Genomic DNA, 12,900 nt, shown 5'->3' with positions numbered 1-12,900 from the left:
GTGATGGGGTGTCAGCCGTTGCGAGGGCCGGGGAAGGCCGTGGGCCTGGCCTCGTCGCGGAGGCCGGGGCTGCCTGCCGTCGGCTGTGTCGGCATGGAGCGGGCCGCGGGGACCGTCGGAACCGTGGGGATGGCGGTGGTGACGTTGACCGCACGGGACCCCGAGGGTTCGGTCGTACGCTCGGTCTCGGCTGCCGCCTGGGCCGCGGCGCGGCGGGAGCCGTAGCGGCGGTGGACCGCCTGCTTGGTGACGCCGAGGGCGGAACCGACCGCGTCCCAGGAGAAGCCGAGTGAGCGGTCGAAGTCCACGGCTGCCGTGACCAGGGTCTCGACACTGTCCCGCAGCTCCTGGGCGAGACGGACCGTCGGGGCGGGGGCGCGTCCGTAGACGACGAAGCCCGTGGAGGGACCGGAGCGGCGCGGGCGGTAGACGTTGCCCAGTTGCGCGGTGAGCGTGCGCAGTGCGTCCACCTGCCGGCGGACCCGCTCGATGTCCCGCACCAGCAAGTGCAGGCTGGCCCGAGCCTGGGCGTCGTGGGTTGCGTGGTCGGCCATGAACAAGCCTCTCGAACCGGCGTTGAAAAGGAGAGGGCCGCGGATACGGCGGGTGCGGCCCGTTGTGGTCAACTCTTTCTTGACCAACGCGGGATCGCTCCGCGGGTCACGCAATGGGGGCGTGTGGGCATATGCCTACGCTCCCTGTGTGAGGGTGCGCGCCTTGAAGTGCTCGTCGCCGCGGCTCTCCGTTCATGGGCATGGCTTGCTGTCGTTCGTGGCCTCGGCGGTGTGCGCCCCGCCCGCGCACGCACTGAACGCGCGCCCCGGGACCGCGGCCACATAAACTTGTGCGCTGCCCGCAACAACCCCCGCCCGAGAGGCCCGAACCCACCCATGAAGCTTGTCTTCGCCGGTACCCCCGAGGTCGCCGTTCCCGCTCTGGACGCTCTGATCGCCTCCGGGCGGCATGAGGTGGCCGCCGTCGTCACGCGGCCCGACGCGCCGGCCGGGCGTGGGCGCAGGCTGGTGGCGAGTCCGGTGGCCGAGCGGGCCGAGGAGGCCGGGATCGAGGTGCTCAAGCCCGCCAGGCCGCGGGACCCCGAGTTCCTCGAGCGGCTCAGGGAGATCGCGCCCGACTGCTGTCCCGTCGTCGCCTACGGCGCCCTGCTGCCGCGCGTCGCCCTCGACATTCCGGCCCACGGCTGGGTCAACCTGCACTTCTCGCTGCTGCCCGCCTGGCGCGGGGCCGCCCCCGTCCAGCACGCCATCATGGCCGGTGACGAGATCACCGGGGCCTCCACCTTCCTCATCGAGGAGGGGCTCGACTCCGGGCCCGTCTACGGCACCGTCACCGAGGAGGTCCGGGCCACCGACACCAGCGGCGACCTGCTGACCCGGCTCGCCTTCGCGGGGGCCGGGCTGCTGGCCGCGACCATGGACGGGATCGAGGACGGCACGCTGAAGGCCGTTCCGCAGCCGTCCGAAGGGGTCACCCTCGCCCCCAAGGTCAACGTCGAGGACGCCCACATCGACTGGACCGCGCCCTCCCTGCGCGTCGACCGTGTCGTGCGCGGGTGCACCCCCGCCCCTGGCGCCTGGACCACCTTCCGCGGTGAGCGGCTCAAGCTCATCCAGGTGCAGCCGGTGCCCGGGCGGGACGATCTCGCGCCCGGTGCCCTCTCGGTCGGGAAGAACAATGTGTACGTCGGGACCGGGTCGTACGCCGTCGAGTTGCTGTGGGTGCAGGCTCAGGGCAAGAAGCCGATGCGGGCGGCCGATTGGGCGCGGGGCGTGAGGATTGCCGACGGTGAGGTTCTGGGTGCCTGATCGCCGGACCGCTCTGCGCACCGGGTGCCCTGTGCGACGTACGCTGTGTGCATATCTCATCCAGCAATCCGGAGCACCTTTTTCGTGAGCGACACCTCCCGTCGGCCCCGCAAGCCCGGCAAGCCCTACCGACGGCCCCAGAAGGACCCCGTCCGCATCCTCGCCTTCGAGGCGCTGCGTGCCGTGGACGAGCGGGACGCGTACGCCAACCTCGTTCTGCCGCCGCTGCTCAGGAAGGCGCGGGAGAAGGGCGACTTCGACGGGCGGGACGCCGCGCTCGCGACCGAGCTGGTGTACGGGACGCTGCGGCGGCAGGGGACGTATGACGCCGTGATCGCCGCTTGTGTGGACCGGCCGCTGCGTGAGGTCGATCCGCCGGTGCTCGATGTGCTGAGCCTCGGCGTGCATCAGCTGCTCGGGACGAGGATCCCGACGCATGCCGCGGTGTCCGCGTCCGTCGAGCTCGCTCGTGTCGTGCTCGGTGACGGGCGGGCCAAGTTCGTCAACGCCGTGCTGCGGAAGGTCGCGCAGGACGATCTCGGCGGGTGGATCCAGCGGGTCGCGCCGGCGTACGACGAGGATCCCGAGGACCATCTCGCCGTCGTGCACTCGCATCCGCGGTGGGTCGTCTCGGCGCTGTGGGACTCGCTCGGTGGTGGGCGGGCCGGGATCGAGCGGTTGCTGGAGGCCGACAACGAGCGGCCCGAAGTGACGCTGGTCGCGCGGCCCGGGCGGGCCACGACCGAGGAACTGCTCGGTGAGGAGTCCGCGGTGGCCGGGCGCTGGTCGCCGTATGCCGTGCGGCTCGCCGAGGGTGGCGAGCCCGGGGCGATCGAGGCCGTACGGGACGGGCGTGCGGGTGTGCAGGACGAGGGGAGCCAACTGGTCGCGATCGCCCTCGCCAACGCTCCGCTCGACGGGCCGGACGAGAGGTGGCTGGACGGGTGTGCCGGGCCCGGCGGCAAGGCCGCTCTCCTCGGTGCGCTCGCCGCCGAGCGGGGGGCCACGTTGCTCGCGTCGGAGAAGCAGCCGCATCGGGCGGGGCTCGTGGCCAAGGCGCTGGCGGGCAATCCGGGGCCGTACCAGGTCATCGCCGCCGACGGGACGCGGCCGCCGTGGCGGCCCGACAGCTTCGACCGGGTGCTGATGGACGTGCCGTGCACCGGGCTCGGTGCCCTGCGGCGGCGGCCCGAGGCGCGATGGCGGCGCCGCCCCGAGGACCTGGACGGGTTCGCGCCGCTGCAGCGGGCGCTGTTGCGGACGGCGCTCGACTCCGTGCGGGTCGGTGGGGTCGTCGGCTACGCCACCTGCTCGCCGCACCTCGCGGAGACCCGGGCCGTGGTCGACGACGTGCTCAAGCAGCGCCCCGACGCCGAGCTGATCGACGCCCGGCCCCTGCTGCCGGGCGTACCGGACCTGGGCGAGGGGCCCGACGTCCAGCTGTGGCCGCATCTGCACGGGACCGACGCCATGTATCTGGCGCTCATTCGGAGGAGCGGCTGACCACCGCGCCTCGCCCGGCCTCGTACTCGGCGTGGCCCATGCCGTCCCGGTGGGCCAGCCGGTGCGGCCACCACACCTTCTTCCCCACATCGAGGAAGAGGGCGGTGACCAGCACGGACCGCACGACGAACGTGTCCAGCAGGACACCCAGCGCGACCGCGAAGCCGATCTCCGCGAAGCCCACCATCGGCAGTGTGCCGAGGGCGGCGAACGTGCCCGCCAGGACCAGGCCCGCCGAAGTGATCACCGCGCCGGTCGCGGCGAGGCCCGTCACCACACCGGGCCGGGTGCCCTGACGGATCGCCTCTTCGCGGACGCGGGTGGTCAGGAAGATGTTGTAGTCGATGCCCAGCGCCACCAGGAACACGAAGACGAACAGCGGGAAGGCCACGTCCTCGCCCGCGTAGTCGAAGAGGTGCCGGAAGGCGAGGGCGCTGACGCCCAGCGCGGTGGCCAGGGAGAGCATCACGGTCCCGATCAGCAGCAAGGGCGCGACCATGGCGCGCAGCAGGACGCCGAGCACCAGCAGGACGACCACGAGGACGAGCGGGATGACCAGGTAGTTGTCGTGGGTCTGGGCGGCGTCCATGTCCAGCAGAGCGGCCGTGCCCCCGCCCACCTGCGCGTCGGCGCCGTCCACGGCGTGCACGGCGTCGCGCACCCGCTCCACGGTGTCCTTCGCCGCCGCGCTGTCGGCGGGGTCGCGCATGGTCGCCTCGAACAGCACCTGCCCCTCATGCTCGGGCGCGGTCCCGGGCGGTACGCCGATGCTCTCCGGCACGACACCGCGGTCCGCGGCGACCGTGCGGCCCACCTGCTCGGCCTGCGCGGTGTTGGACACGATCACGAGCGGATCGCCGGTGCCCGCCGGGAAGTAGCGCGCCGAAACCTCCTGCCCGACGATCGAATCCGGTTTGCCGGTGAAGGCGTCCGCGTTGGCGATGCCCGCGGCCCGCAGCTGGAACAGGCCGAGCGACAGCAAGGCGAGCGCCATCGCCGTGACACTCCAGACGAGGCGCGGGCGGCGGGCGATACGACGGCCCATGCGGGCCCAGACACCGCGCTCGGTCGGATCCGCGGACCCGTGGTGCGGGATCGCCGGCCAGAAGATCCACCGGCCGAAGACCAGCAGCAGCGCCGGGAACAGCGTGAGCATGGCCAGCAGCCCGACCGCGACGCCGATGGCCGCCACCGGGCCCAGGCCGCGCGTCGAGTTCATCTCGGCGACCAGCAGCACCAGCATGCTCAGGACGACCGTCGAGCCGGAGGCGACGACCGCCGGTCCCGCCCGGTTCATGGCCAGCTGCATCGCCTCGTGCCGGTCCGTGTGGCGGCGCAGTTCCTCCCGGTAGCGGGCGACGAGCAGCAGCGCGTAGTCCGTGCCCGCGCCGAAGACAAGGACCGTCAGGATGCCCGCGCTCTGTCCGTTCACCGTCAGGCCCCCGTACTCGGCCAGCAAGTAGATCAGGGCCTGCGCGGTGAACAGGGCGGCGACCACGGCGAGCAGCGGGACCAGGAGGAGGGTGGGGCTGCGGTAGGTGAGGAGCAGCATGACGATGACGACGGTCATCGCCGAGAACAGCAGCGTCGAGTCGATGCCCTCGAAGGCCTCGGCGAAGTCGGCGGACGTGCCGCCCGGTCCCGTGATGTGCACGGCGAGCCCGTCGTCGCCCTGCCCGACGGAGTCCCGGATGGAGTCGACGGCGGGTGCGATGCGCTCCCAGCCCTTCGCGTCCATCGTGATCGGCACGTAGATCTGGGCCGCGCGCGGGTCGGTCCGCCGGTCGAAGTCCGGTCCCCGGGTCTCTGCGCCCCGGATGCCGTGGTCGCGCAGCTCTTTGAGCTGAGCCACGTCCTCGGTGATCTGCGCGCGGTCCTGCGCGGTCAGGCCGCTCTCACGCGCGTACACGACGACCGCGGGGATCTGTTCCGGCCTGAACTCCTCGGAGATGTCCAGGACCTGGGTGGACTCGGCGGAGCCCGGCAGCCATGACTGGGCGTCGTTGTCCTGGGCGTCGTTCAGTCTTGTGCCGAGGGGTGCGGCGACGACCAGCACCAGCAACCACAGGATCACGATCAGCCATTTGGAACGGCGCCCGCACACCAACCCGATGGCTGCCTTCTTCCAGGCTTCGAGATGCCTCATGGCGACCCCCGCAGGCGTAGGTGGTGCCGATCGGCCGCCCAGCATGGCACGCGCGAACCGGACACAACATCCGATGAACGGCTTAGGTCTGTACCGGCGCGAACATTCGTGCCCGGACATGGCAGTCTTGGGTCATGGCCGCGCAGATCAACCCCAGCATCCTGTCCGCCGACTTCGCCCGCCTCGCGGACGAGGCGAAGGCGGTCGAAGGAGCCGACTGGCTCCACGTCGACGTCATGGACAACCATTTCGTCCCGAACCTCACGCTCGGCGTGCCGGTCGTAGAGTCCCTCGCCCGTGCGACGGACACCCCGCTGGACTGCCATCTGATGATCGAGGCCCCCGATCGGTGGGCGCCCCAGTACGTCGAAGCGGGGGCCTCCTCCGTCACCTTCCATGTCGAGGCCGCCGCGGCCCCCGTGCGGCTGGCCCGGGAGATCCGGGCCAAGGGCGCCCGTGCCTCCATGGCGCTCAAGCCCGCGACACCCATCGAGCCGTACGAGGATCTCCTCCCCGAACTCGACATGCTGCTGATCATGACGGTCGAGCCGGGCTTCGGTGGTCAGGCGTTTCTCGACATCATGCTTCCGAAGATCCGCCGCACTCGCGAGTTGATCAGCAAGCACGGCCTGCAGCTGTGGCTCCAGGTGGACGGTGGAGTCGCCGCCTCGACCATCGAGCAGTGTGCCGAGGCCGGCGCCGATGTCTTCGTCGCCGGTTCGGCGGTGTACGGGGCCGAGGACCCGGCCGAAGCGGTCCGCGCGCTGCGTGCTCAGGCGGAGGCGGCCACGAAGACCGCAGCCTGGGCATGCGACCACTGAGCCAAGACAACGTGAACGGCGCCCATCAGGGCGGATCAAGAGCGCCGGATCTGCAAGGATGAACGGCGAATCCAGAGTGTGAACAGCAGTGAGGAGATCGCCGTGTCGGGTATGTCGGCGGGCCGGTCAGCCATGCGGATGGGACCCGCTGAGCTGGTGCAGGCGGCGGCCATGGCCCGCCGCTTCTACCTCGAGGGCAAATCCAAGATCCAGATCGCGGAGGAGTTCGGCGTCAGCCGCTTCAAGGTGGCCCGGGTCCTGGAGACCGCTCTCGAACGGGATCTCGTACGGATCGAGATCCGTGTGCCGGCCGAGCTGGACGCCGAGCGCTCGGACGCGCTGCGCGCCCGGTACGGCCTCAGGCATGCCGTCGTGGTCGAGTCGCCGGCCGAGGCCGAGGAGACGCCCGACCCCGAGAACCTGGGAGAAGTGGCCGCCGACCTGCTCGGCGAGCTGGTGAACGAGGGGGATGTGCTGGGATTGGCGTGGGGCCGGTCCACCATCCACATGGCGGCCGCCCTCGACCGGCTGCCGCCCTGCACGGTGGTGCAGCTGACGGGCGTGTACGACGCCGGGACCGCCGAGCGCGGTTCGGTGGAGGCGGTGCGGCGTGCCGCCCAGGTCTCCGGCGGCGACGCCCACCCCATCTACGCGCCGATGCTGCTGCCGGACGCGGCCACCGCGGCGGCGCTGCGCCACCAGACCGGGATCGCCCGCGCCTTCGAGTACTTCGACAAGGTCACGGTCGCCTGCGTCTCCATCGGCTCCTGGGAGCCCGGCATCTCGACGGTGCACGACATGCTCAGCGACGAGGAGCGCGCGCACTACGCCTCGCTCGGTGTCGCCGCCGAGATGTCCGCGCACCTCTTCGACGCCGAGGGGCGCCGGGTCGGGCGGGACCTGGGGGAGCGGTGCATCACGGTCAAGGCCGACCAGCTCCGCCGTATCCCCGAGGTCGTCGCGATCGCGGGCGGCGCACGCAAGGCGGCCGCGATCGACGCGGTGCTGCGCTCGGGGCTCGTCACCAGCCTGGTGACGGACACCTCGGCGGCGGACGTGCTGATGACGGCGGGGCCGACGCCGAAGCCCGCCCTCAACAGGGCTGACCCGGACGGACACTGACAGGACGTCAGGGGGGCGGCCGCCCGTGCCGTCCCCTCGTACATCGACGATCACTACGACCTGGGCGGTACCGAGATGACGGAACTCGTGGTCACGCTGGATCTCGACGGGGTCACGGACAAGGCGGCCCTGATGGACCGCTGCGTCCAGACCCTGGAGCTGCCCGACTGGTTCGGCCGCAACTGGGACGCCCTCGCCGACAGCCTCTCCGACCCCTCCGTCTGGCCCGCCGAGGCCGCGGACGGCCTCCTGGTCGTCGTACGGAACTGGCAGCCGTACGCGAAGGTGCGGCCGGAGGAGTGGGAGATCGCCCAGGAGGTGTTCTCCGCGGCCGTGAACCGGGCGCCGTCGCTCACGGTGATGCTTGCTCTCGGAGGATCCTCCTAAGGGCCCTCTGACCTGCTCGTATGAAGCGACCGTGCAGTGCGCGCCGGTCGGCATGGGACAATGAAGTACGTGCTCTTACCCCTGGCTGACCTGTCCCGGGGCCACCTCTGATCGACTGGGATGTGCAGCACGTGCGTTTCCTCAATGACATCCAGCCCGCGTACGACCTGACGTACGACGACGTCTTCATGGTCCCGAGCCGCAGTGCGGTCGGCTCGCGGCAGGGCGTGGACCTCAGCTCCCCGGACGGCACGGGCACCACGATCCCGCTGGTCGTCGCCAACATGACCGCCATCGCCGGCCGCCGTATGGCCGAGACCATGGCCCGGCGCGGCGGCCTGGTGGTCATCCCGCAGGACATCCCGATCGACGTCGTCACGGACGTCATCTCCTGGGTGAAGAGCCGCCACCTCGTCCTCGACACGCCGATCGTGCTGGCCCCGCACCAGACCGTCGCCGACGCGCTGGCCCTGCTGCCCAAGCGCGCGCACAACGCCGGTGTGGTCGTCGACGAGGACTTCAAGCCGATCGGCGTGGTCACCGACTCCGACCTGTCCGGCGTGGACCGCTTCACCCAGCTCGAAGTGGTCATGTCCCGGGACCTGCTGCTCCTCGACGCCGGCCTCGACCCGCGCGAGGCCTTCAACACCCTCGACCACCACAACCGGCGCTACGCCCCGGCCGTCGACTCCGACGGCCGTCTCGCGGGCATCCTCACCCGCAAGGGCGCCCTGCGCGCCACGCTGTACACGCCGGCCGTCGACGCGAACGGCAAGCTGCGCATCGCCGCCGCCGTCGGCATCAACGGCGATGTCTCGGGCAAGGCCAAGCAGCTGCTCGACGCGGGCGTCGACACCCTGGTCATCGACACGGCGCACGGCCACCAGGAGTCGATGATCGCCGCGATCAGGACGGTGCGGGCGCTCGACCCGCAGGTGCCGATCGTCGCCGGCAACATCGTCGCCGCCGAGGGGGTCCGGGACCTCGTCGAGGCCGGTGCCGACATCATCAAAGTCGGTGTCGGACCGGGCGCCATGTGCACCACCCGCATGATGACCGGCGTGGGCCGGCCGCAGTTCTCCGCCGTGCTGGAGTGCGCCGCCGAGGCCAAGAAGTACGGCAAGCACGTGTGGGCCGACGGCGGTGTCCGGCACCCGCGCGACGTCGCCATGGCGCTGGCCGCCGGGGCGTCCAACGTGATGGTCGGGTCCTGGTTCGCGGGCACCTACGAGTCGCCGGGCGACCTCCAGCAGGACGCCAACGGCCGCCTGTACAAGGAGTCCTTCGGCATGGCCTCCGCGCGTGCCGTGCGCAACCGCACGTCCGAGGAGTCGTCGTACGACCGCGCCCGCAAGGCGCTGTTCGAGGAGGGCATCTCCACCTCCCGCATGTTCCTGGACCCGGCCCGGCCGGGCGTCGAGGACCTGATCGACTCGATCATCGCGGGAGTGCGGTCGTCCTGCACCTACGCGGGTGCGGGCTCGCTCGAGGAGTTCGCCGAGAAGGCCGTCGTCGGCATCCAGAGCGCGGCCGGCTACGCGGAGGGCAAGCCGCTGCACGCCAGCTGGAGCTGATGGCTCAACGCCCTTGCCTGCGGCCCCCGTCGACCCGCCTGCCGGGAAATTCGGGGGCCGTTTCGCATGCCCGGGGTCTACGGTCGGAGCATGGAGATCACCGTCTGTACGGCCCCGGATGTCGCGCTGCTGGACCGGCACATGGGATCGCCCGGCAGGACCTCGTTCCACGCCCGGCGATTCGCGCGCCAGGAGGCGGGAGAGTGCACATATCTCGTCGCCTGGCTGGACGGGCGGCCGGTGGGGCACACCGAGATGCGCTGGATCGGCTGCGCCGCTCCCGAGGTGCGGGATGTACGGCCCGAATGTCCTGAGATCGGCGGGCTGGCCGTCTGGCCCGAGGAACTCCGCTCGCGAGGTATCGGCAGCGAACTGATCCGGGCAGCCGAGAACCTGGGCCGGGAGCGGGGCCTGGCGGAAGCCGGTATCGGCGTGGCGATGGACAACCCGCGCGCGGCCGCCCTCTATGCCCGGCTCGGTTATCGGTCCCTGATCGACTATCAGGACCGGTACGCGTACGAGGACGTCGACGGTGCGATCCGCGAGTGCGTCGATCCCTGCACGTTCCTCGTCAAGGACCTTCGCTGACCTGCCCGTACGCAACGGTCGAAAGCCGCCCTGCAACGAACACCCACCCAGCCCCGATGAACGCAATGATCTTGCGGGCACGCGCAAGGTTGCTGCATTACAACGGCAACGCCGCTCCTCATAGGCTGTCGCCTCGTACATAGCGTGGCGGGGACCCCGCTCGGTGGGTTCCTGCTGTCGCAGGGTGCCGCCGGTCCCCGCCGCCCTGAGAGGCAGCGACGAAGGAGTCAGCGCGTGCTCGACCAAGGCGCACCCCCGCAGAACAGAGACCGCACAGCCGCACCGTCCCCGGGTGTCGGTGCGCGCCTGATGCGTCGCAAGCCCGTGGAACACCTGGTCGCAGAGGGTGGCCAGGGCGAGGGAGGGTCGCTGCGGCGCTCCCTGGGCCTGTGGCAGCTCACCATGATCAGCATCGGCGCCACCCTCGGCACCGGCATCTTCGTCGTCCTCGGCGACGCCGTCCCGGAGGCCGGCCCCGCGGTCACCCTGGCCTTCGTGATCGCCGGTCTCACGGCGCTGTTCTCGGCCCTGTCGTACGCCGAGCTGGCGGGCAGCATCCCGGTCGCCGGCTCCTCGTACTCGTATGCGTACGCAACGATGGGTGAGCTGGTCGCCTGGGTCTGCGGCTGGTGTCTGGTCCTGGAGTACGGCGTGTCGGTGGCCGCCGTCGCCGTCGGCTGGGGCGAGTACCTCAACGAGCTGCTCGACGGGACCATAGGCGTCACCATCCCGGCCGTGGTGTCCTCGGCGCCCGGCGAGGGCGGCATCATCAACCTGCCCGCCCTGATCGTCGTCCTGCTGGCGATGGTGTTCCTGCTCGGGGGAGTCAGGGAGTCCGCCCGCGCCAACACCATCATGGTCGCGGTGAAGATCGTCGCCCTGGTGCTGTTCTGCGCGATCGGCTTCATGGGCTTCAAGTCCGGCAACTACGCCGACTTCATGCCGCTCGGCATGGCGGGCGTCAGCGCCGCGGGCGCCACGCTCTTCTTTTCCTACATCGGCTTCGACGCCGCCTCCACCGCCGGTGAGGAGGCGAAGGACCCCAAGAAGGACCTGCCGCGGGCGATCATGCTGTCGCTGATCATCGTGACCGCGCTGTACGTGCTCGTCGCGGGTGTCGCCGTCGGTGCCTGGAACTGGAAGAAGTTCGAGGGTTCCGAGGCCTCCCTCGCCGCGATCATGAACGACGTCAGCGGCCAGACCTTCTGGGGCACCATGCTCGCCCTCGGCGCGGTCATCTCCATCGCCAGCGTCGTCCTCACCGTGCTCTACGGCCAGACCCGCATCCTCTTCGCGATGTCCCGCGACGGCCTCGTGCCCAAGGCGCTCGGCAAGGTCCACCCCAAGACCGGCGCACCCCGTCTCAACACGGTGATCGTGTCCCTGTTCTGCGGTGCGCTCGCCGCCCTCATCCCGCTGGGCAAGCTCGTCGACGCCACCAGCATCGGCACGCTGTTCGCCTTCGCGCTGGTCAACATCGCCGTCATCGTGCTGCGTTACAAGCGGCCGGAGCTCGAGCGCACGTTCAGGGTGCCGTTCGGGCCGGTGCTGCCGGTGCTGGGCTTCCTGTTCTGCGCGTACAACATGTTCAGCCTCGACACCGTCACCTGGGTCGTCTTCGGGTGCTGGATGGCCGCCGGTCTCGTGTTCTACTTCCTGTACGGCTATCGCCGTTCCCGTCTCGCCGTGTCAGAAGTGAAGTGAACCACCCGCAGTGCTGAACGATCTCGACGAACGCATCGTGCACGCCCTCGCCGAGGACGCCCGCCGCTCCTACGCGGACATCGGGCAGCTCGTCGGCCTGTCCGCGCCCGCCGTGAAGCGGCGCGTGGACCGGCTGCGCGCCACCGGGGCCATCACCGGCTTCACCGTCCGGGTGGACCCGTCGGCCCTCGGCTGGGAGACCGAGGGGTTCGTCGAGATCTACTGCCGGCACAACACCTCTCCCGAGACCATTCGGCGGGGGCTGGAGCGCTATCAGGAGGTCGTCGCCGCGTCCACCGTCACCGGGGACGCGGATGCGGTCGTGCAGGTCTTCGCGTCCGACATGCGTCACTTCGAGCGGGTGCTGGAGCGGATCGCGGGGGAGCCGTTCGTGGAGCGGACCAAGTCGGTGCTGGTGTTGTCGCCGTTGCTGCGGCGGTTTTCTTCCGGGTCGCCCACGTAGTCGTCGTCTGCGGGTGTGTGTGGGGGCTGGTCGCGCCCGCGCGGCGGTAGCCGCACATTCAACGCAGCCCCGCGCCCCTATAGGGCGCGTCCACGCAGCGCCTTCAGCATGCGCCGTACGGCTATTGCGTGGCCGCCCGTGCCGATGACGAGCTGTCGGTAGACGGCCCCCGTCGGGCCGGGAAACCTGGCCCGGGTCTCGGCCCGTATCCGGGTCTGGCCCGGGCCTGCCTCGTCCAAGCGGAACACCAAGGCGTACGACGAGAAGCGGTGGCGGCCGATCAGAGCCAGCTCTCGGCCGGGGTCCGCCACCGCCACCCGGAAGCCGCGCAGTGTCGAGCCCTCGGCCAGCGGGCGGGGTCCGGAGGGCGTGCGATCGGCGCAGCCGAGCCAGCGCACGATGCCCATGGATCGTCCGCGGGAGAAGGTGCGGTCCATCAGGGTGGCCAGCTCCCGCCACACGGTGTCGGCGTCGGACGCGACGACCGTCGTGTGCTCGTCGACGTACGGCAGTGCGGGGATGTCGGTGGCGTCCATGCGGGGCCCCTTCGGCAGGCGGGTCGGGCTTGCGCTCGCAGTCTTGCGCGGCGGCACGGGCGCCGGCCTCCTCCGCCGGGCCGATGTCCGTCGCCGCTCGGCGGAGCCGCGCCTCCTCCCGGCGGAGGGCGCCAGGGCGGACGGCCCCGGATAATCCCTGCACAGCCGAGCCCGGTCCGCCTACCATCGGTGCCATGACCTGGCGACATTGATCCACCAGCCGTGCCTCCCGA

At 70.9% G+C, this 12,900-nt stretch carries 12 protein-coding genes; 9 read left to right on the top strand and 3 right to left on the bottom strand.

What is annotated here, in order from left to right; genetic code table 11:
- Positions 1-11 precede the first annotated feature (11 nt).
- Complete coding sequence (locus ACIBU0_RS37600) at positions 12-554, bottom strand: hypothetical protein (protein ID WP_398827727.1); 543 nt, start codon at positions 552-554, stop codon at positions 12-14.
- A 336-nt stretch (positions 555-890) separates the two neighbouring features.
- Here ACIBU0_RS37600 and fmt point away from each other — a divergent pair, with 336 nt between their 5' ends.
- Together fmt and ACIBU0_RS37590 are read left to right on the top strand one after the other, a co-directional pair.
- On the top strand, positions 891-1,823 hold the full coding sequence (gene fmt, locus ACIBU0_RS37595) for a methionyl-tRNA formyltransferase (protein ID WP_398827725.1): 933 nt from the start codon (positions 891-893) through the stop codon (positions 1,821-1,823).
- Positions 1,824-1,907: 84 nt separating this feature from the next.
- Positions 1,908-3,326 carry an RsmB/NOP family class I SAM-dependent RNA methyltransferase gene (locus tag ACIBU0_RS37590; RefSeq protein WP_398827723.1) on the top strand — a complete coding sequence of 473 codons (1,419 nt, stop codon included), beginning with the start codon at positions 1,908-1,910 and terminating at the stop codon, positions 3,324-3,326.
- On the opposite strand, the gene ACIBU0_RS37585 is transcribed toward ACIBU0_RS37590, so the two are convergent.
- Entirely contained in the window at positions 3,307-5,472 is a 2,166-nt protein-coding gene (locus tag ACIBU0_RS37585; protein WP_398827721.1) for an MMPL family transporter, read from the bottom strand. The two genes, ACIBU0_RS37590 and ACIBU0_RS37585, sit on opposite strands and share 20 nt — an antisense overlap.
- 134 nt (positions 5,473-5,606) lie before the next feature.
- Between ACIBU0_RS37585 and rpe the strand changes: the two genes are divergently transcribed.
- The 7 genes from rpe to ACIBU0_RS37550 all read left to right on the top strand — a co-directional run bounded on the left by rpe (position 5,607) and on the right by ACIBU0_RS37550 (position 12,131).
- Positions 5,607-6,293: a ribulose-phosphate 3-epimerase gene (rpe, locus tag ACIBU0_RS37580; protein WP_398827719.1), complete on the top strand. Its 687-nt coding sequence runs from the start codon at positions 5,607-5,609 to the stop codon at positions 6,291-6,293.
- A 78-nt stretch (positions 6,294-6,371) separates the two neighbouring features.
- Positions 6,372-7,415: a sugar-binding transcriptional regulator gene (locus ACIBU0_RS37575; protein WP_398827717.1), complete on the top strand. Its 1,044-nt coding sequence runs from the start codon at positions 6,372-6,374 to the stop codon at positions 7,413-7,415.
- Between the two features lie 75 nt (positions 7,416-7,490).
- Positions 7,491-7,802, top strand: coding sequence for a barstar family protein (locus ACIBU0_RS37570; protein WP_398827715.1), 312 nt, complete (start codon positions 7,491-7,493; stop codon positions 7,800-7,802).
- A 131-nt stretch (positions 7,803-7,933) separates the two neighbouring features.
- Positions 7,934-9,376, top strand: coding sequence for a GuaB1 family IMP dehydrogenase-related protein (locus ACIBU0_RS37565; protein ID WP_398827713.1), 1,443 nt, complete (start codon positions 7,934-7,936; stop codon positions 9,374-9,376).
- 90 nt (positions 9,377-9,466) lie between these two features.
- Positions 9,467-9,964, top strand: coding sequence for a GNAT family N-acetyltransferase (locus ACIBU0_RS37560; protein ID WP_398827711.1), 498 nt, complete (start codon positions 9,467-9,469; stop codon positions 9,962-9,964).
- Positions 9,965-10,198: 234 nt separating this feature from the next.
- Positions 10,199-11,668, top strand: a complete 1,470-nt coding sequence (locus ACIBU0_RS37555; RefSeq protein ID WP_398827709.1) for an amino acid permease — start codon at positions 10,199-10,201, stop codon at positions 11,666-11,668.
- A 10-nt stretch (positions 11,669-11,678) separates the two neighbouring features.
- Positions 11,679-12,131 (top strand): Lrp/AsnC family transcriptional regulator, encoded by a 453-nt coding sequence (locus tag ACIBU0_RS37550; RefSeq protein WP_062713983.1) that lies wholly within the window; start codon positions 11,679-11,681, stop codon positions 12,129-12,131.
- A gap of 77 nt (positions 12,132-12,208) precedes the next feature.
- Here ACIBU0_RS37550 and ACIBU0_RS37545 read toward each other — a convergent pair whose 3' ends face one another.
- Positions 12,209-12,667 (bottom strand): hypothetical protein, encoded by a 459-nt coding sequence (locus ACIBU0_RS37545; protein WP_398827707.1) that lies wholly within the window; start codon positions 12,665-12,667, stop codon positions 12,209-12,211.
- Between the last annotated feature and the right edge of the window lie 233 nt (positions 12,668-12,900).

Source organism: Streptomyces sp. NPDC049627 (genome assembly GCF_044465645.1).
Classification (GTDB): Bacteria; Actinomycetota; Actinomycetes; order Streptomycetales; family Streptomycetaceae; genus Streptomyces.
This window is presented reverse-complemented; position numbering and strand designations above follow the sequence as displayed.